The organism is Achromobacter aloeverae (assembly GCF_004121055.1).
GTDB lineage: Bacteria > Pseudomonadota > Gammaproteobacteria > Burkholderiales > Burkholderiaceae_B > Bordetella_C > Bordetella_C aloeverae.
The window spans coordinates 193449-213609 of sequence record NZ_PYAL01000005.1 but is presented as its reverse complement, the minus strand read 5'-3'; the positions used below and the strand labels follow the sequence as shown (position 1 = coordinate 213609).

The following is a 20161-nucleotide window of genomic DNA, read 5'->3' as shown; positions in this document are numbered from 1 at the left end:
CCTCATGCCGACGTAGCGCGCAATTCGGCGGCCTGGGCCAGCAGCCAGCGCCGGAAGGCCTGCAAGGGCGCCAGGTCCTGCTTGCCCGGCGGCCAGGCCAGGTAGTAATTGCCCTGGCTGCGCAGTGGCCGGTCGACCGCCAGCACCAGGTCGCCGCGCCGTAGTTCATCTTCGATCAGGAACCGGGGCAATACCGCCACGCCCATGCCGGCGATGGCCGCCTGCGCGGCGAAAACGATCTGGTCCACCAGCATGCCGTGCACTTCGGCGACCGGCACGCCCATGGCGTCGAACCAGCGCTCCCAGGCGTCCGGGCGCGACACGATGTGCAGCAGCGGCGCGGTGGCCAGGTCCGCCGCGGCGGCAAAGCCATGACGCGCCTTCAGGCGCGGACTGCACACGGGCACCACGGTTTCCTCCATCAGGAAATCCAGGCGCGCGCCGGGCCAATGGTCGGCGCCGAAATGAATCGCGGCATCCAACGATCCGACCTGGAAATCGAAGGACTCGAAGCGCGTGATGAGATTGACGGTGACATCGGGGTGGGTGGCGATGAAGTCCGGCAGGCGTGGCATCAGCCAGCGCGCGCCCAACGTCGGCAGCACGGCCAGGTTGACCGTGCCGCCCAGCGGATTGGCGCGAAATCCCAGCGTGGCGGTAGCGATGCGCTGCAAGGCGCCGCGCACCTCTTGCGCGAAGGCTTCGCCGGCCGCCGTCAGCCGCACCGTCTGCCGTTCGCGGATGAACAGGTCCGCGCCCAGCAGCGTTTCCAGCGAGCGAATCTGGCGACTGACGGCGCTCTGGGTCAGGTTCAGTTCTTCGGCGGCAGCGGTGAAGCTTCGTCGCCGGGCCGCGGCTTCGAAGGCGCACAGTTCGGCGGTGGGCGGCAGGAAACGGCGTACGAGTGTCATGGTAGGTCATTCTATATCCGCATGACATCAGGCAAGAACATCGTTTGACGCCTGGGACGGGCGTGGACAGAATGCACTGGTTTCCCGTCAGTTGATGACGTTTACGCATGAGCCCCTATTCGCCGGACCCGGGATAACCCTGATGAAGAATGACCGCCGCTCGCATGGCCTCTGGGAGGCGACGGCGCCGCCCGCGCCCGTCACTCCGCCCTTGCAGGCGGACCAGGCCGTGGATGTCGCCATCGTCGGCGCCGGCTATACCGGGTTGTCCGCCGCCCTGCACCTGGCCGAAGGCGGCGCGCGTGTTGCGGTGCTGGAAGCGGAGGAAATCGGCTATGGCGGTTCCGGCCGCAACGTCGGCCTGGTCAATGCAGGCATGTGGGTCATGCCCGCCGAACTGTCCGCCGTGCTCGGCGAGACCTACGGCGCACGGCTGCTGGACATCCTGGGCAATGCGCCCGACCTGGTGTTCGAGCTGATACGGCGCCACGCCATCGATTGCCAGGCAACGCGCACCGGCACCCTGCATTGCGCGGTGGGCCGGGCCGGGCTGAAGGAAATCACGGAACGCGCGCGACAGTGGTCGGCGCTGAAGGCGCCCGTGCATCTGCTCGATGCCGAAGCGACACGCGCCAAGACCGGCACCGACGCCTATACGGGCGCGCTGCTGGACCTGCGCGCCGGCACCATACAGCCGCTGGCCTATGCGCGCGGCCTGGCGCGCGCGGCTATGAAAGCCGGCGCCGCCATCCATACAGCAAGCCCGGTGACGGCCGCGCACGACCGGCAGTCGCATTGGGAGCTAGGCACGCAGACGGGCGCGGTAGTGCGCGCGCGCTGGGTCATCGTGGCATCCAATGCCTACAGTCACCAGGATGGTCCGTGGGCCAGCCTGCGCACGGAGCTGGTGCGCCTGCCCTACTTCAACATGGCGACCGCGCCGCTTACCCCCGCCCTGCGCGAACGTATCCTGCCGGAACGGCAAGGCGCATGGGATACGCGGCAGGTGCTGTCCTCCTTCCGCTACGACGATGCCGGCCGCCTGGTGTTCGGCAGCGTAGGGGCGCTGTCCGGCGCCGGCTTGCGCATCCATACGCAATGGGGACGCCGCGCCCTGGCGCAGCTCTATCCGGCCCTCAAGGACATCCCTTTCGAGCACGAGTGGTACGGCACCATAGGCATGACCACCGATGCCCTGCCGCGCCTGCATCGCGCGGCGCGCAACACCGTTTCCTTCAGCGGCTACAACGGGCGCGGCATCGCCCCCGGCACTGTGTTGGGCCGCGAACTGGCGCGCCTGGTGCTGGGCGCGAAGACGGAGGACGATCTGCCGCTGCCCGTCACGCCCATCCAACGCGCGCCGTGGCGGCGCACGCGCGAATGCTGCTACGAAGTCGGCGCGCGCCTGGTGCACGGGATGGACGCGCGATGATACGCTGCAACGAACCATCGAATCGATAAACCGCGACGCGCCGCCCGCAGGCCGCGCCGCGATCCGCAACCTCAATGGAAGATAAGCCATGACCACTACCGCCGCTCAAGCCCAGGACGCCTTGCAGAAACTGGGCGTGGCCGCCGCCGCATTCCAGCAAGGGGCGCTGGCCGCGCACTCGCCCATCGATGGCAGCCAGATCGGTGCGGTGCGCACCCACACCGTGGAAGAAGTCGCCACCGCCGTCGACCGCGCCCAGCAAGCCTTCCTGGCCTGGCGCGTCGTGCCGGCGCCGGTGCGCGGCGAGCTCATACGCCTGTTCGCCGAGGAACTGCGCCAGAACAAGCAGGCTTTGGGCACGCTGGTGTCGCTGGAGGCCGGCAAGATCCTGACGGAGGGCCTGGGCGAAGTGCAGGAGATGATAGACATCTGCGATTTCGCGGTGGGCCTGTCACGCCAGCTCTATGGCTTGACCATCGCGTCCGAGCGGCCCGGCCATCGCATGATGGAAACCTGGCATCCGCTGGGCGTGGTGGGCGTGATCAGCGCCTTCAACTTCCCGGTTGCGGTGTGGTCCTGGAATTTCGCGCTGGCGGTGGTGTGCGGCGACGCGGTGGTGTGGAAGCCATCGGAAAAAACACCGCTCACGGCGCTGGCCTGCCAGGCCCTGTTCGAACGCGTGGCGCAGCGCTTCGGCAAGGCGCCGGCGCACCTGTCGCAAGTGGTCCAGGGCACGCGCGAGGTGGGCGAGGCCTTGGTCGATCATCCCAAGGTGGCCTTGCTCTCGGCCACCGGCAGCACGCGCATGGGCCGCGAGGTCGGGCCCCGCGTGGCGCGGCGCTTCGGTCGTTCCCTGCTGGAGCTGGGCGGCAACAACGCCGTCATCGTCACGCCCACGGCGGACCTGGACCTGGCGGTGCGCGGCATACTCTTCGCCGCCGTCGGCACCGCCGGCCAACGCTGCACCACCACGCGCCGCCTGATCGTGCATGCCAGCGTGCGCGAGACATTGGTGGCGCGCCTGAAGCAGGCCTATGAAAAGCTGACCATCGGCATACCCACGGACGCCAAGACCCTGATCGGGCCGCTGATCGACAAGGCCGCCCATGACGGCATGCAGGCCGCGCTGCAAAGCGCCCGCCAGGAGGGCGGCCAGGTATTCGGCGGCGAGCGCGTGCTGGCCGACCGCTATCCGCAGGCTTACTACGTGCGTCCCGCGATCGTCGAAATGCCCGCGCAAACCGCCACGGTATGCCACGAAACGTTCGCGCCGATACTCTACGTCATGAGCTACGACTCCTTTGACGAGGCCCTCGACATGCAGAACGGCGTGCCGCAAGGCCTGTCCTCGGCCATCTTCGGCAACGACCTGCGCGAAGCGGAACGCTTTCTTTCCGCCAGCGGTTCGGACTGCGGCATCGCCAACGTCAACATCGGCACGTCCGGCGCGGAGATCGGCGGCGCGTTCGGCGGCGACAAGGACACCGGCGGCGGACGCGAATCCGGCTCGGATGCCTGGAAGGCCTACATGCGGCGCGCCACCAACACCATCAACTATTCGCGCGAGCTGCCGCTGGCGCAGGGGGTGGATTTCAACGTTTGAGGCTCCATGCGCGGCGATGGCTTGCGCCCCAGGAAAGCCAGCACGCCCGCCGCGCATAGCAGGGTAATGACAGCCAGGCCGTCCAGCAGCAATCCGAACGCCTCGGCGTACGATGCGCGCACGGACGCCGGCGCCATGCCCGGCAGCAGCAACAAGGCCTCGGACAGATCGCCGGTGGCCAGGCGCACGGCGGCACCCGTGAGCGAACCGGCATCCACGCCGGGCAGGACCTCGCGCAGCCGTGCCGCCACCAACGCGGCCAGCACCGCCGTCACGCTGGCCAAGGCCACGCCTTCTCCAGCCACCCGCATGGTGCTGAAAATACCCGTCGCCATGCCGGCCCGCTCCTTGGGCACCACGCTCACGGACAAACCATCCATCAGTCCCCACGGCAGGCCCGCCCCCACGCCTATCATCAGCATGGGCACGACGGCGAGGGCGCCGGGTCCGTCGCGCAAGGCCCAGCGCAACGCCCACAAACCCGCGGCCGCCAGGACCAGTCCCGCGCCGCAGATGGCGCCCGCATCGAAGCCGCGGGTCAGCCGCACGGCCACGAAAGGCACCCACAGCATCGGCACCGACAAGGCCAGCATCAGGATGCCGGCCTGCATCTCGTCATAGCCATCCACGCCGATGAAGCGCAGGGGCAACAGCACCAGCAGGACGATGTAGCCGTAGCATGTCGCCACCGGCAGCAGCTGCACGCCCACGAAGCGGGGATAGCGGAACAGGCTGAGATCCAGCATGGGACGCTGCGCGCGCGCTTCCGCACGCAGGAAAGCCAGCGACAGGGCGACGGCGCCCGTCAACAGGGCCATCACCCGAGGATGGCGCCAGCCCAGCCCCGGTCCCTCGATGATGCCGCAAGTGAAGGCGGTCAACGCCGCGGTGAACAGCAGCGCGCCCAGGCAATCGAAACGGCCCGCGTGCGGATCGCGCGTCTCCCGCATGCGCGGCACGCCGAAGCCCAGCGCCAGGATGCCCGCCACCGCACCGGTCAGGAAGACCGCGCGCCAGCCGAAGTGTTCGATCAGCCAGCCTGCCAGCACCGGACCGAAGGCCAAGCCCACGCCGAACGTCGCACCCAGGGCGCCGAAGGCGCGGGTCGCCGCCGCGCCCTCGAACTCCTGCGCCAGCGCCGCCGTGCCGCCGGCCAGCGCGGCAGCCGCGAAAATACCCTGCAAGGCACGCAGCACGTCGACGGCGGCCAGCGTGGGGGCCAAGCCCAGGGCCAGCGCACAAGAGGCAAAGCCGCCCACCCCCCAGGCGAATACCCGCTTGCGGCCCAGGCGGTCGGCCAACGCGCCCGCCAGCATCAACATGCTGCCGAATGTCAGCATGAACGCGTTGGTGACCCAACTCATGGCTTCGGGGCTGCCGCCCAGCGACCGGCCCATGGCCGGGGTTGCCACGGCGCCGCCGGAGAAGCTCAAGGGCAGCGCCAGCGCGGCAAGGCAGACGGCGGCCAGTATGGCGCCCCGGCCTGCGGCGCCGCCATGCGCATCATTATCCGCGCCACGCGGCATGGTTCGTGTCTCTTTCATCGTCATTCCCGCAAACGGCAAGGCGATGAAAGATAAATCCACGGCGCCGTCGCGGAAACCACTTGGCGCTCCGTTCATTCCGGAATCGATTTCCGGCCGCGCGGACCGCCATGCCCCGTAGAATCGGGCATGGACAATCTCAATGGTATCGTCGCCTTCGTACGCGTCGCGGAAACCCTCAGCTTCGTCGCAGCGGGCGAGCAGTTGGGCATTTCCGCCTCGGCGGTCGGCAAGGCCATCGCCAAGCTGGAACAAGGCCTGGACGTACGTCTATTCCATCGCAGCACGCGCAAGATCACCCTGACCGACGAAGGCCGGCGCTACTACGCCAGCTGCCGCCGAGCCCTGGAAGACCTGCGCGAGGCCCGGGCGGTATTGTCGGAAGCCGCCAGCATGCCGCGCGGACGCCTGCGCATCAGCTTGCCCGCGATCGGCTATCGCTTTCTATTGCCCGTGCTGCCGGACTTCCGGCGCCAGTATCCGGATATCGAACTGGACCTCGATTTCAACGACCGCCTGGTGGACGTCGTCGAAGGCGGCTTCGACGCGGTGATCCGCAGCGGTCCCTTGGTGGATTCGCGGCTGGCGGCCCGCCGCCTGGGCCCCTTTCGGCTGGTGCTATGTGCTGCGCCCGCATACCTGGCGCAAGCGGGTGCCCCGGCGCACCTGGACGAGCTGGCCACCCATGCGTGCGTGCGCTATCGCTTCCCCACCACCGGCAAGCTGCAGCCCTGGGACCTGGCCTGCGACGACATGGCCCCGCCCAATCCGGCGCCCGCCATCGTGTGCAACAACATGGAAGCCCTGTACCAGGCCGTGGCCGCGGGCCTGGGCATAGGCTACATGCCGGATTTCCTTGTATGCGACGCGCTCGCCGCGGGGACGCTGCAAACCGTTCTCGATGATTGCGCCGGCGCGCAGGGGCAGTTCTCGATCCTGTGGCCATCGAGCCGTCATGTCTCGCCCAAGTTGCGGGTGTTCGTCGACTTCGCGGCGCGTCGGCTGTTTCGTGCGGCGTGAAGATCGCCGCCCGCTATCCTTCGCGCCGGAAGGCCAGGCGGGGAGCCGGTAGTGCGCACAATAGTGCTTGCTCAAAAGTGCTTGCTCAAAAGTGCTTGCTCAAAAATTGACGATAATATCGGCTCAATGTTGTGGAGAATTTGCGGTGATCGGCGTTTTTGATTCCGGCAGCGGCGGCCTGACCGTCATGCGCGCATTGGAGCAGGCACTTCCCATGGAATCGTTCACCTATCTGGGAGATCACGGCAATGCTCCCTATGGGAATCGCTCCCCCGCCGACATCTACGACCTGACCTTGCGAGGCATCGAGCGCCTGTTCGGCCTCGGCTGCCCATTGGTCATCATCGCCTGCAATACCGCCGCGGCGACCGGGCTGCGCCAACTGCAACAGACCTGGCTGCCCCACGCCTATCCGCAAAACCGGGTTATCGGCGTCATCGTGCCGATGATCGAGGCCATCACGGGCATGCCGTGGGAAACGAACGTCGCGGGGCTCTCGCCGGCCGACGCCGATGCCGGTCCGGCCTTGCATGTGGCCGTCTTCGCCACGCGGCACACGGTGAACACGGGCGCCTACGTCACGGAAATCGCCAAGCGCGCGCCCGCCCTGCGCGTGTCACAACAGGCCTGTCCGGAACTGGCCAGGATGATAGACGAAGGCGCCAGCGACGATGACATCCGGCCCTTCGTACAGGGCTACGTCGAAGAACTGCTGGCGGCCCACGGCGTCCCCGACGTCTGCATCCTGGGCTGCACCCACTATCCGCTGATCGAGCACCTGTTCAGGGCCGCCCTGCCGTCCGAGGTCAGGCTGCTCACGCAAGGTGACGTCACCGCAACGAGCCTGCGGCGCTACCTCGCGCGGCATCCGCGCTTTTCGTCGACCGCACCCGCGGCGACCACCTACCTGACGACGGGCGACCCGCAACACGTCTCCCAGGTGGCGGGCCGTTTCCATGGCCGCATCGTGCAATTCCAGAAGGTGGCTTGATCCGGCTTGATCCGGCTTGCTGTGGCTTGACCCGGCTTGCGCCCAGGCCAGCCAGCCATCGACCGCTTGCGCTCAACCCAGCTTGCGCACCGACGGCCGGGCGCGCATCCGTTCGGCGTGCGCAGCCACGCGGGGAAACTCGGCGATATCCACGCCGTCGCCTTGCAGCCACGCCGCGACGGTGTACAGGTAGCCGTCGGCAACGGTGAACTGATCACCCATCACCCAGGGCTTGTCGCTCAAATAGTGGTTCTCGATAAGACCGAAGCACTCGCGCATATTCTGCGGCACCTTCGCCCGGACGGCGGCCTGGGCCGATTCGTCGTCGACCCAGCGGGACGCGCGCGGACGGTGCGCATGAGCCACGTGGGCCGTGGAAGACAGGTAGTTGTTGAAATCCTGCATGTGGGCCAGCGCGAACGGATCGTCCAGGGGCGCGAGCTTGGCCTGGGGATAGGTCTGGGCCACGTACAACAATAGTGCTGGCGCCTCCGTCAGCACGCCCCGCGACGTCACCAGCGCCGGCACGCGTCCCTTGGGATTGATGGCCAGGTATTCCGGGCTGCGTTGCTCGTTGTTGGCAAAGCTCAACGTCTTCAGCGTGAACGCCGCGTCCGCTTCATAAAGCGCGATCAGCACGGCCTGCGCGCAGGTTCCCGGTGCGTAATACAAGGTAGGTTCAGTCGCCAAGTTCGTCTCCTGTTGTGTGTTCACCAAGTGTGTATTCACCGAGTGTGTATTCACCGAGTGTGAGTACACCAATCAAATTGCACTTCATCCGGCAATTGCACTTCATCCAGCATAACGTGCCTCCCGCGGCCACCCTACCCCTGGTGCTCGGCCACGACGCCACGCAGGCTGGCCAGGGCCGCTTCCACGGCCGCCTGCTGGAATGCCTCCTGCCGCCAGTACATGGCCACCGAACCGAAACCCGACAGCCGGATCGGCACGATGCGCATGGCCTTCATATGGGAGAACCGCAGCGCCGCGCGATGCGACGCCACGCCGATCACGTCGCTGCTGCTGATCAACGTCAGGTTGATCGTCACGGAATTCGATTCCACATGATCCGCGGGCAAGCGTTCACCCGCGGCGGCCAGCGCGGTATCCAGCGCATTGCGTATCGGCGTGCCTTTCGGCCATACGATCCAGCGATAGGTCATCACGTCCCGCCAATCCACGCGCGTCAGATCGAAGATGGGATGGCGCGGTCGCGCCACCAGGTGCACGGGCTCCATGTAGAGCGATTCGGAAAGGATGGCGGGATCGTGATGCTCCGGCGCCGAGCGTCCCACCACGATATCCAGCTCGCCCTGCGCCAGCTGGTTGAGCAACTGGTCCATGGTCGACTCGACCAGCTTGACGCGGGCTTGGGGCATGCGCTCCAGCAAGCGCATGACCGCCAGCGGGACGGTGTCCGACGCGGAGGCGCCGGAGGCGCCGATCACCACGCGGCCACCGCCACCCTGGCGCAACGCCGCCATATCGCCGCTGGCGCGCTCCAGTTGCGCGTCGATGCGCTGGGCATGGGCGATCAAGGCCTCGCCATAGGGCGTGGGCCGCAAGCCGCGCGCATGACGCTCGAACAAGGGCAGGCCGATATCGTCCTCCAGGTCCTTCAGCCATTTCGACAAACCGGGCTGCGTGGTATTCAGCATGGCCGCGGAATGACTGATGTTGCGGGTCTGCGCCAGGCTGAGCAGCATCTTCAGATTGCGCAGCCGCAGTCGGTAGGTCCAGTCCATGAGCTGCGTAGTCTCCTCGCACCGGGGGCGCCAGCCATATTATTTTTGGTATGGATAATAAGATAAATTCATTTCTGAAGGCATATCGGCGCTCTCATAATAGGGAAAAAACCAAGAGGAGACACCGCGATGCCAGAAGGTACTTCCGCGCGCGCCGACCGTGCCGCGTATTACGAACGCATCGGGCGCAAGAACATGGCTCCCCTCTGGGAGTCCTTGCACAACCTGGTCCCGCCCACGCCGCAGCCGCGCTGTATCCCGGCCATCTGGCGCTACAACGATGTGCGCGCGGATGTGATGGAGGCCGGTACGCTGATCAGCGCCGAAGAAGCCGTCCGCCGCGTCCTGATCCTCGAAAACCCGGGCCTGCCGGGCCAGGCCAGCATCACCCAGACGCTATATGCCGGCCTGCAACTGATCCTTCCGGGCGAAATCGCGCCCAGCCATCGCCATACGCAATCGGCCCTGCGCTTCATCGTCGAAGGCGAAGGCGCCTACACCGCGGTCAATGGCGAACGCACCACCATGCACCCGGGCGACTTCATCATCACGCCGTCATGGACCTACCATGATCATGGCAATCTGGAAGCGGCCGACGGCGGCGAACCCGTCGTATGGCTGGATGGCCTGGATATTCCCCTGTTGCGCATGCTGGATGCCGGCTTCGCGGAGAACTATCCCGCCGCCACGCAGCCCGTGACCCGCCACGAAGGCGACAGCCATGCGCGCTTCGCCTACAACATGGCGCCCGTCCGCTATGCGCCGGCCAATGGCAATTCGCCCATCTTCAACTATCCCTATGCGCGCAGCCGCGAAGCCTTGGACCAGCTCTACCGCTATGGCGAACTGGATGCATGGGACGGGGTAAAGCTGCGCTACGTGAACCCGGCTACCGGCGGGTCGCCCATGCCCACGATGGCCGCCTTCATGCAATTCCTGCCGGCCGGCTTCCAGGGCAAGACCTATCGCGGCACCGACTCCACCGTCTATTCCGTGGTCGAGGGCCGGGGAACCGCTCTCATCGGCGACCAGGAATTCCACTTCGGGCCGCGCGATGTCTTCGTGGCGCCATCCTGGCAGCCGGTGCAGCTGGCCGCCATGGAAGACACCATCCTGTTCAGCTTCTCCGATCGTCCCGTACAGCTGGCCCTGGGCCTGCTGCGCGAAGCTCGCATGGAATGAGAGGCCGTGGCGCGCGGTGGCGCACCTCGTGTCCATCATGAACCCGGGCTGGCGTGCGCCCTGGCAAGCGGTGTTGACTCACTTCCCAACAAGGGTAATTCGACCATGTCTTATGTCATCGCGCCGCCGGCGCCCGTCACGGTTCCCGTCGCCGGCACCGGCGACCGTTTTCCCGTCCGCCGCGTCTATTGCGTCGGCCGCAACTACGCTGCGCATGCCCGCGAAATGGGCTTCGATCCGGATCGCGAACCGCCCTTTTTCTTCTGCAAGCCGGCCGACGCCGTGACGCCGGTTGCGGAAGACGCGACCCTGGACGTGCCCTACCCCGCCGAGACCCGCAACTACCACTACGAAATCGAGCTCGTGGCGGCCATCGGCAAGGGCGGCGAGAACATTGCGGTTGAAGATGCGCCGAGCCATGTATACGGCTATGCGGTCGGCCTGGACATGACGCGCCGCGACCTGCAGATGCAAATGCGCGAAGCCGGACGGCCATGGGAACTGGGCAAGGCCTTCGATCGCAGCGCGCCCATCGGGCCTATCGTTCCCGTCGCCGCCAAGGGACGCTACAACCAGGCCGCCATCTGGTTGAAAGTCAACGGCCAGGACAAGCAGCGCAGCGACACGTCCAAACTGATCTGGTCGGTCGCCGAAACGATCGCCTACCTGTCGCGCTACTTCCGCCTGGAGCCGGGCGACCTGATCTACACGGGCACGCCTGATGGCGTGGGGCCTGTGGTCAAGGGCGATGTGATGGAAGGCGGCGTGGATGGCCTGGGCGTCCTGCGCGCGCGCGTGGTCTAGCCGGCGCAGGCGCGCAGGACGCGGTAGCCCTATCGCACCGCGTCACCGGGCCGAGCAAGCGGGTAGACGAAGCAGCCGGACGATAACAGCGGCCATGAGAAGACAAAAAGGAGATCGGCCATGGACAAGCACACTGACAAGCGAACTGACAAGCGAACCGACAAGGACACCGACGTCATCATCGTAGGCGCGGGCGTGGGCGGCCTGGTGCTGGCGCTCAGCCTGCACCAGGCGGGGATCGCCTGCCGCGTATACGAGTCCGTGCGCGAGATCAAGCCGCTGGGCGTGGGCATCAACCTGCTGCCGCATGCGGCGCGCGAACTGGACGAGCTGGGCCTGCTGCCTGCCCTGGACCGTGTAGGCGTGCGCACCAAGGAATCGATATTCTTCACGCGGCACGGCCAGTTCATCTACAGCGAGCCCGCCGGCCAGGCGGCCGGCTATGCCTGGCCGCAATACTCCATCCATCGCGGCGACCTGCAAATGACGCTGCTGGCCGCGGTGCGGGAACGGCTGGGCGAGGATAGCGTGTGCGTGGACCACCGGGCCGTGCGCGTAGAACAGGACGAAAGCGAGGACGCAAGCGGGAACGCCGGCGTCACCGTGCACATGACGGACAGTGCCGGCGTCGAACGCCCGCCCGTGCGTGGCGCCATCGTCGTCGGTTGCGACGGCATCCACTCGGCGCTGCGCAAGCAGCTCTATCCCGATGAAGGCGCGCCGCGCTATTCCGGCGTGAACATGTGGCGCGGCGTGACGCGCTGCAAACCGTTCCTGAGCGGCGGCAGCATGGTGCGCGCGGGTTGGCTCTCGATCGGCAAGATGGTGATCTACCCTATCCGCGACAACATCGACGCCGACGGCAACCAATTGGTGAACTGGGTCGCGGAGATCGAGTCTCCCGAGCCGGCCGTGCGGGACTGGACGCGCCAAGGACGCCTGGAAGATTTCTTCCCGGCCTTCGCCGATTGGCATTTCGACTGGCTGGACGTCGCCGCGCTGATCAGGAACGCCGACGCCGTGCTGGAATACCCCATGGTGGACCAGGACCCGCTGCCGACCTGGACGCGGGGCCGCATGACGCTGCTGGGCGATGCCGCCCACCCCATGGTGCCGCGCGGCTCCAACGGCGCGGGACAGGCCATCATCGACGCCCGTTACCTGGCGGGACAGCTCAAGCGCCTGGGCCTGGGTCCCGCTGCCCTCCAGGAATACGACCGCGCGCGCGTGGCGGCAACCACCAAGGTCGTGCTCACCAATCGCAGCAATCCGCCCGATGCCATTCTGCGCGAGGCCTACGAGCGTTCGCATGATCGTCCGTTCGACCGCATCGAGGACATCATCAGCCGCGACGAACTGCAGGGCATTTCCGACCGCTACAAGCAGGTGGCCGGTTTCGATCCGGCGATGCTGGCGGCGCGCCCTTCTTTCCTTTGATCTTTGCGGGGCGACGGTCCCCGGACGGATGTGCCGTAGCAGATTTTCCGCAGCAGATTTTCCGAAGTTCCGAAGCGCCCGCCCGGTCACGGATATCCCGCGTTCGATGGCCGGGACGACAACAACAACGGAGACAATATGAAGAACCTCTTCCGCATCCTGGCCGCGCTGATGCTGATGCTGGCGGCAAACGCCAGCCAGGCTGCATGGCCTGACCGGCCCGTCACCCTCATCGTGCCCTTCACGCCGGCCACGGGCATCGACCAGGTGGCGCGCCAGTTGGCCGCCACGCTGCCCAAGACCCTGGGCCAGGCGGTCGTCGTCGAGAACCTGGCCGGCGCCAGCGGCAACATCGGCACGGAGAAGGTTGCCCGCGCCGCACCCGACGGCTATACCTTCCTGGTGACCGTGAACACCTTCGTCATGAACCAGCCGCTCTACCGCGAGAAGCTGCATTACGACCCCATCCAGGACTTCGCGCCCGTCAGCCTGACGTCCTGGGGCACCCTGCTGCTGGTCACGCACCCGTCCAATCCGGTCGGCACCATCCAGCAGATGGAGGACGCCGCGCGCAAGCAGCCGGGGAAACTGTCCTACGGGACGCCAGGCGTCGGCACGCCGCATCACCTGGCGATGGCCTTGCTGCTGGACCAGGCCAAGGCGACCATGCTGCACGTGCCCTACAAGGGCACGGCGGGCGCGGTGACCGATATGCTGGCCGGGCGCCTGGACTACATGTTCCTGCCCGTGCATGTGGCGCTGCCGCAGATCAAGGCGGGCAAGCTCAAGGCGCTGGCCACCGGCAGTCCCAAGCGCCTGCCCCAATTGCCCGACGTGCCGACGCTGAGCGAGTCCGGCCTGCATGGAGCGGACGTCGACATGTGGTACGGCGTGCTGGCGCCCAAGGGAACGCCGCAAGCCATCATCGACAGCATGAACAGGCAGATCGCCGTAGCCTTGAAGGCGCCGTCTACCGCCAGCGCGTTCGAAGCCCAGGGCATGGTGCCCGCGACCTCCACGCCGGCGGAGTTCGCCGAGCTGATACGCAAGGACGCCAAGCGCTGGAGCGACGTGGTGACGCGGGCCGGCATCAAGGCGGATTGACCAGCGCGCGCCGCGCCGCCGCCGCCAGCCGCTCACGGCGGCCGGCCAGGCCGATACCAACCGAATCCCGCAGTCTCCCATTTCCAGCGGAACCGCCACCATGCAACTCTACAGCTTCTTCAACAGCTCGACTTCCTACCGCGTACGCATCGCCCTCGCACTGAAAGGACTGGACCATGTCTACGTGCCCGTCAACATACGTAAATTCGAGCATCGCGCGACGGACTACCTGGCCCGCAATCCTTCGGGTGGCGTGCCGACGCTGGTCGACGGGGACATGAACCTGGGTCAATCGCTAGCCATCATCGACTACCTGGACAGCACTCATCCGCAACCTCGCCTGTTGCCCCAGGACACGCTGCTGCGCGCCCGCGTGCTTGAACTGAGCAGCGTCATCGCGTGCGATATCCATCCGGTGAACAACCTGCGCATCCTGCGTTATCTGCAAAAAGTCCTGCAAGTGACGCCCGAACAGAAGGATGCATGGTATCGGCACTGGATCGCGGAAGGGCTGACCGCCGTCGAGAACCTGCTGGCGCGGCACGGGCACGGTCCCTATTGCTTCGGCGACGCGCCGACGCTCGCGGATTGCTGCCTGGTACCCCAGATCGCCAATGCCTTGCGCATGGAGTGCGATATATCGGCCTATCCCAAGGCGATGGCCGTCTACGCGCATTGCAATGCCCAGCCCGCGTTCCAGCGGGCGCAGCCGTCCCGGCAGCCGGACTACACGGCATAGCGTCGGCGGCTGGCGCCCACAACCAAAACAACGACAACAACGGAGACATCATGCAGGAACCCGATCCCAACGGCGGCCCGCTGCGGGCCTATACCGACCCTGGCTACGTGCCACTGTGCGCAACCCTGGCCGAGATCCGCGCCAATATCGACCGGCTGGACGACCAGATCGTCCGCCTGATCGCCGAGCGGGCGATGTACGTCAAGGACGCCGCCCGCTTCAAGCGCGACGCCTACCAGGTCAGCGCCCCCGCGCGCCAGGCCGAGGTCTTCGAGAAGGCGCGCCAGCTCGCCCACCGGCACGACCGCGGCTTCGAGAACCTGGACCAGGTGGTGGACGCAACCTATCGCGCCATGGTCGCCGCCTTCATCGCCAACGAGCAGCACTACTTCAACCACATGCATCGCATCGGAGACCAGAGTGAATAAGCACGCACCCGCTCGCCTGCGCCGTCTGCTCGCCATCCTGGGCATCGCGGCGCTTGCGCCGTTGGCGGCCGCGCACGCCGATACCTGGCCCAGCCAGCCTTTCAAGGTCATCGTGCCCTTCGGCGCCGGCTCCAGCCCCGACCAGGTGGCCCGCATCGTCGGCGAAAAGGCCGGCGCCATCCTGGGCCAAAGCATCGTCGTCGAGAACAAGCCGGGCGCCAGCGGCAATATCGGCACCTACGCCATCGCCAGCGCCAAGCCGGACGGCTACACCTTCGGCGTCTCCATCACCGGTCCGCTGGTCAACAACACCCTGCTCTTCGACAAACTCCCCTACGATCCCAAGCGTGACCTGGCGCCGCTCACGCTGGCCGTGCACCAGCCCAACGTGCTGGTCGTGCCGACGACATCGGGCATCGGGACGGTCCAGCAGTTGCTGGAGGCCATCAGGAAGAATCCGGACAAGTTCAATTTCCCGTCGCCGGGGGCCGGCACCGTGTCCCATTTGGGCGTCGAGCTGATGCTGCAGCAGATCCATGCCCAGGCGGTGCACGTGCCTTATCCTTCCTCGCCCGCGGCGTTGACGTCGCTGCTGTCCGGCGACACCCAATTCGGCGCCCTGCCGCCGGTCGCCGTCATGTCCATGGTCAAGGATGGCCGCCTGAAGGCGCTGGCCGTCACGTCGTCCAAGCGCTCGTCGTTGTTGCCGGACATCCCCACGCTGTCCGAAGTCGGCGTGCAGGGCGTCGAGGGATCGGCCTGGATAGGGTTCGTGGTTTCCTCGCAAGTGCCGCCGGAGATCCGCAAGAAACTATCGGACGCGTTGATCCAGGCCATCGCCGATCCCGAGGTGGCCAGGCGCCTGCGCGCGCAGTACATGGACCCCGTGGGCAGCACGCCCGAGGACTTCCGCGCCTACATGGACGACGAGCTCAAGCGCTGGGGTCCGTTGATCAAGAAGCTGGACATCAAGGTCCAATGACACATCTTCCGGCATCGAGGAGCAAACCATGTATGTGACCGAACCCGCGCGACGCATCGCGGTGCAAGGCGAGTATGACGTCGTGGTGCTGGGCGGCGGGCCCGCTGGCCTGTTGGCGGCAACCTGCGCGGCGCGCAACGGCGCCAGCGTCCTGCTGATAGAGCGTTACGGCTTTCTTGGAGGCATGGGGACCGCGGCGGGGGTTTCCAACTTCTGCGGACTGCACGCCAACATCCATGGCGAGATAAAGCAGGTCGTCCATGGCACGGCGGACGACCTGCTGGACCGGATGCGCGCCCTGGACGGCCTGAACGAGCCGCACCTGATCCTGGGCAAGATCCACGCGCAAGCCTATGACATCTCCGCGTTCAAGCTGGCCGCCGATGGACTGCTGCACGATAGCGGCGCCCAGGTGCTGTTCCATGCGCTGGCGTCGAGCATGACCGTCAACGACGACGGCCAGGTGGATGCCGTGATCGTGGAAACGAAGTCGGGACCGCGCGCCGTGCGCGGCCGTGTCTTCATCGACTGCTCGGGCGATGCCGACCTGGCGCGTTGGGCCGGCCTGGATTTCGAGAAAGGCGACGCGCAGGGCCGCATGCTTTATCCGACGTTGATGTTCAAGGTCGGCAATGTGGATGGCGCCCGCGCGCAGGATGCCTGGAAGAGCATCCCCCTGCTGATGGACCAGGCCGAGGCCAGCGGCGAGTTCCGCTTCCCTCGCCGGGGCGCCATCGTGCGGCCGCAGAAGCACGACTATGAATGGCGGGTCAACGTCACGCAGCTGTCCGATGCCGATGGATCGGCGGCGGACGGCACGGACGCGGGTTCGCTGTCGGCCGGCGAAATGGAAGGACGCCGCCAGATCGTCGAGTACCTGCGCTTCCTGCGCGCCAAGGTCCCGGGTTTCGAACACGCCTATGTGCTGGACATCGCGCCGCAGCTGGGAATACGGGAAACGCGCCGCGTGGTGGCCGAATACATGCTGACGCAGGAGGACGTGCTGGGCTGCGCGGATTTCGAGGACAGCATAGGCGTGAATGGCTGGCCGCTGGAAATCCACATGGCCGGCGACGTGAAATGGGTTTGGCCGCCCATCCCGGAATCGCGCGGCTACAACCAGCTGCCCTTCCGCATGATCGTGCCGCGACGCGGCGCGGGCCGCCCGGGCAATATCCTGGTGGCCGGCCGCTGCGCGGGCATGACGCATGAAGGCCAGTCCGCCGCGCGCGTCAGTGGCAGCTGCTTTGTCATGGGAGAAGCCGCGGGCACCGCGGCCGCGATGGCGCTGGCCCGAGGAACGATGCCGGCGGAATTGCCTGTCCGCGACCTGCAACGGCAGTTGCGCGCGCAAGGCGTCTTCCTGGCGGAACAGCAACGCGCGGAGATCGCATGAACAAGAGCTCGGAACCGTCCGTCATCGTCGTCGGCGGCGGCATAGGCGGGCTTGCGGCCGCCCTCGCGTTGGCGCGGCAGGGGGTGCGCGTGCAGGTGCTGGAACAGGCCGCGCAAATCGGTGAAATCGGCGCGGGCATCCAGCTGGGCCCCAATGCCTTCGCCGCGCTGGACGCGCTGGGCGTGGGCGCCCATGCCCGCAAGCGCGCCGTCTTCACGGACCACATCATCATGATGGACGCCGTCGATGCGCGGGAAGTCGTGCGCATCGACACCGGGGAGGCTTTCCGCGAGCGCTTCGGCGGTCCTTATGCGGTCATCCACCGGACGGACATCCATCTATCCATACTCGAAGCCGTGCGCGAGGATCCCCGCATCACGTTCAAGACGTCGACGCAGATCGCCGGGCTGGAGCAGGATGCGGATGGCATCGAGGTCGTCGACACGCGCGGGGAGCGCTACCGCGCGGATGCCGTGGTGGGCTGCGATGGCGTGAAGTCCGTCATCCGGGAAAGACTGGTCGGCGACGAGGCCCGCGTGACGGGGCATGTGGTCTATCGCGCCGTGGTCGAGCGCGAGAACATGCCGGACGAGTTGCGCATCAACGCGCCGGTGCTCTGGGCCGGGCCGCGCTGCCATCTCGTGCACTACCCCTTGCGCGGTGGCCAGCAGTTCAACCTGGTCGTGACTTTCCATAGCCGTGAACAGGAAGTCTGGGGCGTGCGCGAAGGCAGCAAGGATGAAGTGATGTCCTATTTCCAGGGCATCCATGCGCGTCCCGCGCAGATGCTGGACCGGCCCACGTCATGGAAGCGCTGGGCCACCGCCGACCGGGACCCCGTCGACCGCTGGAGCGTGGGGCGCGCCACCGTGCTGGGGGATGCGGCGCATCCCATGGTGCAGTACATGGCGCAGGGCGCGTGCATGGCGCTGGAAGACGCGGTGACGCTGGGCCTGGCGCTGAAAGCCTGCGACATGGACTTCGAGGCTGGATTTCGGCGCTACGAGTCCTTGCGCATTCCGCGCACCGCGCGCGTGGTGTGGTCCACGCGCGAAATGGGCCGTATCTATCACGCCCAGGGCGTCGAGCGGCTGGTGCGCAACACGCTGTGGGAAGGGCGCGCGCAGTCGCGGTTCTACGATGCGCTGGAATGGCTGTATGGGTGGGAGGTTCCCCGTTTCTGAGCAAACCATCCGGTCATGGGAAGGCCGGTGCGGCTGCCGCCACCGCGTCCGCAACGGCGACCACGTGCCGCGTCAGTCGATGGGCACGTCAGTCGATGGGCACGATATCGATCGCGTCGACGCGCTCGGGATAGAAAGCGAGATGGCCAGCGATGGCGGCGACGGCCGGATACGGGTTCTCGTAGCTCCACACGGCATCGCGGCCGCGGTCTTCCTCGCCGGCGATGCTGTAGTAGGAGCATTCGCCTTTATAGGGACAATGCGTCACGTGCGTCGAATGCACCAGCCGCGTCATGTCGGCGTCTTCCCGCGGGATGTAGTACACGGGCGGATAGGAAGCCTCGCGCAGCATCAACGCCGCGCGGGTGTCCGCCACGACACGGCCGCCTGCCGTGACGATGACCTGCGCTTTCGCGGGACTGACGGAAATGGGGTGGTCGGGACCTGGGACCTTCATGGCTAGTGTCATTGCGCTCTCCTGTATGCAGGGGCTTGCAGAGCCGCCTTGGCGCGGCAAGACCATGGCGCCGCACGGGCGACTGTTCATAGCTTATTCCCAAAAAAGCCCGGCTGCCCATCAGGACGGCTATGCTTTGCCCTGTTCCATCGCTACCCTCGGCGCCGCGAGTCCATGAAGCGAGCGGGACGAATGCCCCGTTACGGAAGAGCAGAATCCGACCATGAGCACGAACGATCCCATCGCGTTGGCCGATTTCGGCAGCTTCTTCGCCGGCGGCCGCACGGTACGCATCGAAGGCAAGGAGACGCGCGCGATCCGATTCACGCAGACCGCGTCATTCCAGTACGACCCCAACGGTACGTATCACGTCGAGCAGGCCTATGTGCAGTATTTCATTCCGGCGCGGCAACGCCATCCCTTGCCGATCGTGATGCTGCATGGCGGCGGCATGACGGGCACGATGTGGGAGCAGACGCCCGACGGGCGCCGCGGCTGGGTGCAGGACTTCCTGCGACTGGGACACGCCGTCTACGTGGTCGACAACGTCGAACGCGGCCGCGCGGGCTGGACGCCCTTCGAGGAGATTTGGGCCGAGGCGCCGATCATCCGCAACGCGGAGGAAAGCTGGACGCTGTTCCGCATCGGATCGGCGCAAGGATGGCCCGGCCGGCAGGCGTTCCCGGGACAACGCTTTCCTGTATCGGCATTCGATACGCTGATGCGACATGCGGTGCCCCGATGGCTAGGCAACAATGACGCAGCCTTGCGCGGCTTCCAGGCCGTCCTGGATCGCGTCGGACCTTGCGTGGTTCTGATGCACAGCCATGGCGGCGAAGTCGCCTTCCGGGCCGTGCAGGAACGACCGGCACTGGTTCGCGGCATCATCGCCATCGAACCGTCGGGTTTCTCGCCGGAGGTCGCGGCGGGCAGCATGACGGACAAGCCGGTGCTATTCGTCTACGGCGACTTCCTGGATGCCACGCCGCTATGGCGCAACCTGGTGCGGGCAGGCGAAGGCTACGCCGCCCGCCTGGTCGAGGACCATGCGCGTGTGACGTTCTGGCGCATGGCCGAAATGGGCATCCCGGGTAATTCGCACTTTCCGATGATGGACGCGAACAGCACGGACATCGCACGCCGCATCTCCGCGTGGGTAATCGCGGAAGACCCCGCCTGATCCGACGGCCTGTATCTCCCGC

Annotated in this window: 19 protein-coding genes; 14 read left to right on the top strand and 5 right to left on the bottom strand. The window is 66.6% G+C overall.

Annotated features, from left to right (window positions below; genetic code table 11):
* Positions 1–2: 2 nt before the first annotated feature.
* A complete protein-coding gene (locus C7R54_RS17735; protein WP_129151755.1) occupies positions 3–911 on the bottom strand; it encodes a LysR family transcriptional regulator in 909 nt (302 codons plus the stop codon).
* A 142-nt stretch (positions 912–1053) separates the two neighbouring features.
* On the opposite strand from C7R54_RS17735, the gene C7R54_RS17730 reads away from it, so the two are divergent.
* On the top strand, positions 1054–2343 hold the full coding sequence (locus C7R54_RS17730; RefSeq protein ID WP_129151754.1) for an NAD(P)/FAD-dependent oxidoreductase: 1290 nt from the start codon (positions 1054–1056) through the stop codon (positions 2341–2343).
* An 88-nt stretch (positions 2344–2431) separates the two neighbouring features.
* A complete protein-coding gene (amaB, locus tag C7R54_RS17725; protein ID WP_129151753.1) occupies positions 2432–3946 on the top strand; it encodes an L-piperidine-6-carboxylate dehydrogenase in 1515 nt (504 codons plus the stop codon).
* Here amaB and C7R54_RS17720 read toward each other — a convergent pair.
* Positions 3898–5490 carry an MFS transporter gene (locus C7R54_RS17720; RefSeq protein WP_377814035.1) on the bottom strand — a complete coding sequence of 531 codons (1593 nt, stop codon included), beginning with the start codon at positions 5488–5490 and terminating at the stop codon, positions 3898–3900. The genes amaB and C7R54_RS17720 overlap by 49 nt on opposite strands.
* Positions 5491–5619: 129 nt before the next feature.
* Between C7R54_RS17720 and C7R54_RS17715 the strand changes: the two genes are divergently transcribed.
* Positions 5620–6510 (top strand): LysR family transcriptional regulator, encoded by an 891-nt coding sequence (locus tag C7R54_RS17715; protein ID WP_129151752.1) that lies wholly within the window; start codon positions 5620–5622, stop codon positions 6508–6510.
* Positions 6511–6655: 145 nt separating this feature from the next.
* Positions 6656–7501, top strand: coding sequence for a glutamate racemase (locus C7R54_RS17710; protein WP_129151751.1), 846 nt, complete (start codon positions 6656–6658; stop codon positions 7499–7501).
* Between the two features lie 72 nt (positions 7502–7573).
* Here the strand turns inward: C7R54_RS17710 and C7R54_RS17705 are convergent, their stop codons facing one another.
* Both C7R54_RS17705 and C7R54_RS17700 read right to left on the bottom strand, forming a co-directional pair.
* Positions 7574–8191 (bottom strand): glutathione S-transferase family protein, encoded by a 618-nt coding sequence (locus C7R54_RS17705; RefSeq protein ID WP_129151750.1) that lies wholly within the window; start codon positions 8189–8191, stop codon positions 7574–7576.
* Between the two features lie 134 nt (positions 8192–8325).
* On the bottom strand, positions 8326–9246 hold the full coding sequence (locus tag C7R54_RS17700; protein WP_129151749.1) for a LysR family transcriptional regulator: 921 nt from the start codon (positions 9244–9246) through the stop codon (positions 8326–8328).
* A gap of 129 nt (positions 9247–9375) precedes the next feature.
* On the opposite strand from C7R54_RS17700, the gene gtdA reads away from it, so the two are divergent.
* The 9 genes from gtdA (at position 9376) to C7R54_RS17655 (ending at position 18502) form a co-directional block, all read left to right on the top strand.
* Complete coding sequence (gtdA, locus tag C7R54_RS17695; RefSeq protein WP_129151748.1) at positions 9376–10428, top strand: gentisate 1,2-dioxygenase; 1053 nt, start codon at positions 9376–9378, stop codon at positions 10426–10428.
* A gap of 105 nt (positions 10429–10533) precedes the next feature.
* Entirely contained in the window at positions 10534–11232 is a 699-nt protein-coding gene (locus C7R54_RS17690; protein ID WP_129151747.1) for a fumarylacetoacetate hydrolase family protein, read from the top strand.
* A gap of 120 nt (positions 11233–11352) precedes the next feature.
* Positions 11353–12669, top strand: coding sequence for a flavin-dependent oxidoreductase (locus C7R54_RS17685; RefSeq protein ID WP_129151746.1), 1317 nt, complete (start codon positions 11353–11355; stop codon positions 12667–12669).
* 138 nt (positions 12670–12807) lie between these two features.
* The gene (locus tag C7R54_RS17680) at positions 12808–13773 is read left to right on the top strand and encodes a tripartite tricarboxylate transporter substrate binding protein (protein ID WP_129151745.1); all 966 of its coding nucleotides are present in this window, start codon (positions 12808–12810) and stop codon (positions 13771–13773) included.
* A 100-nt stretch (positions 13774–13873) separates the two neighbouring features.
* On the top strand, positions 13874–14512 hold the full coding sequence (gene maiA, locus C7R54_RS17675; protein ID WP_129151744.1) for a maleylacetoacetate isomerase: 639 nt from the start codon (positions 13874–13876) through the stop codon (positions 14510–14512).
* Positions 14513–14562: 50 nt separating this feature from the next.
* A complete protein-coding gene (locus C7R54_RS17670; protein WP_129151743.1) occupies positions 14563–14940 on the top strand; it encodes a chorismate mutase in 378 nt (125 codons plus the stop codon).
* Positions 14933–15922 (top strand): Bug family tripartite tricarboxylate transporter substrate binding protein, encoded by a 990-nt coding sequence (locus C7R54_RS17665; RefSeq protein WP_129151742.1) that lies wholly within the window; start codon positions 14933–14935, stop codon positions 15920–15922. The genes C7R54_RS17670 and C7R54_RS17665 overlap by 8 nt, the downstream gene beginning before the upstream one ends.
* Before the next feature lie 28 nt (positions 15923–15950).
* Positions 15951–17318 (top strand): FAD-dependent oxidoreductase, encoded by a 1368-nt coding sequence (locus tag C7R54_RS17660; protein ID WP_129151741.1) that lies wholly within the window; start codon positions 15951–15953, stop codon positions 17316–17318.
* Positions 17315–18502, top strand: a complete 1188-nt coding sequence (locus tag C7R54_RS17655; protein ID WP_129151740.1) for a 3-hydroxybenzoate 6-monooxygenase — start codon at positions 17315–17317, stop codon at positions 18500–18502. The genes C7R54_RS17660 and C7R54_RS17655 overlap by 4 nt, the downstream gene beginning before the upstream one ends.
* An 88-nt stretch (positions 18503–18590) precedes the next feature.
* Here C7R54_RS17655 and C7R54_RS17650 read toward each other — a convergent pair whose 3' ends face one another.
* Positions 18591–18971, bottom strand: coding sequence for a DUF427 domain-containing protein (locus tag C7R54_RS17650; protein WP_129151739.1), 381 nt, complete (start codon positions 18969–18971; stop codon positions 18591–18593).
* Between the two features lie 211 nt (positions 18972–19182).
* Between C7R54_RS17650 and C7R54_RS17645 the strand changes: the two genes are divergently transcribed.
* On the top strand, positions 19183–20139 hold the full coding sequence (locus C7R54_RS17645; protein ID WP_129151738.1) for an alpha/beta hydrolase: 957 nt from the start codon (positions 19183–19185) through the stop codon (positions 20137–20139).
* The last annotated feature ends 22 nt before the right edge of the window (positions 20140–20161 follow it).

What these genes read in the sequence shown, in the direction of transcription:
- C7R54_RS17735 (WP_129151755.1), bottom strand. Translation starts at nt 911, where the DNA reads ATGACACTCGTACGCCGTTTCCTGCCGCCCACCGCCGAACTGTGCGCC.
- C7R54_RS17730 (WP_129151754.1), top strand. Translation starts at nt 1,054, where the DNA reads ATGAAGAATGACCGCCGCTCGCATGGCCTCTGGGAGGCGACGGCGCCG.
- amaB (WP_129151753.1), top strand. Translation starts at nt 2,432, where the DNA reads ATGACCACTACCGCCGCTCAAGCCCAGGACGCCTTGCAGAAACTGGGC.
- C7R54_RS17720 (WP_377814035.1), bottom strand. Translation starts at nt 5,490, where the DNA reads ATGAAAGAGACACGAACCATGCCGCGTGGCGCGGATAATGATGCGCAT.
- C7R54_RS17715 (WP_129151752.1), top strand. Translation starts at nt 5,620, where the DNA reads ATGGACAATCTCAATGGTATCGTCGCCTTCGTACGCGTCGCGGAAACC.
- C7R54_RS17700 (WP_129151749.1), bottom strand. Translation starts at nt 9,246, where the DNA reads ATGGACTGGACCTACCGACTGCGGCTGCGCAATCTGAAGATGCTGCTC.
- gtdA (WP_129151748.1), top strand. Translation starts at nt 9,376, where the DNA reads ATGCCAGAAGGTACTTCCGCGCGCGCCGACCGTGCCGCGTATTACGAA.
- C7R54_RS17690 (WP_129151747.1), top strand. Translation starts at nt 10,534, where the DNA reads ATGTCTTATGTCATCGCGCCGCCGGCGCCCGTCACGGTTCCCGTCGCC.
- C7R54_RS17685 (WP_129151746.1), top strand. Translation starts at nt 11,353, where the DNA reads ATGGACAAGCACACTGACAAGCGAACTGACAAGCGAACCGACAAGGAC.
- C7R54_RS17680 (WP_129151745.1), top strand. Translation starts at nt 12,808, where the DNA reads ATGAAGAACCTCTTCCGCATCCTGGCCGCGCTGATGCTGATGCTGGCG.
- maiA (WP_129151744.1), top strand. Translation starts at nt 13,874, where the DNA reads ATGCAACTCTACAGCTTCTTCAACAGCTCGACTTCCTACCGCGTACGC.
- C7R54_RS17670 (WP_129151743.1), top strand. Translation starts at nt 14,563, where the DNA reads ATGCAGGAACCCGATCCCAACGGCGGCCCGCTGCGGGCCTATACCGAC.
- C7R54_RS17660 (WP_129151741.1), top strand. Translation starts at nt 15,951, where the DNA reads ATGTATGTGACCGAACCCGCGCGACGCATCGCGGTGCAAGGCGAGTAT.
- C7R54_RS17655 (WP_129151740.1), top strand. Translation starts at nt 17,315, where the DNA reads ATGAACAAGAGCTCGGAACCGTCCGTCATCGTCGTCGGCGGCGGCATA.
- C7R54_RS17650 (WP_129151739.1), bottom strand. Translation starts at nt 18,971, where the DNA reads ATGACACTAGCCATGAAGGTCCCAGGTCCCGACCACCCCATTTCCGTC.
- C7R54_RS17645 (WP_129151738.1), top strand. Translation starts at nt 19,183, where the DNA reads ATGAGCACGAACGATCCCATCGCGTTGGCCGATTTCGGCAGCTTCTTC.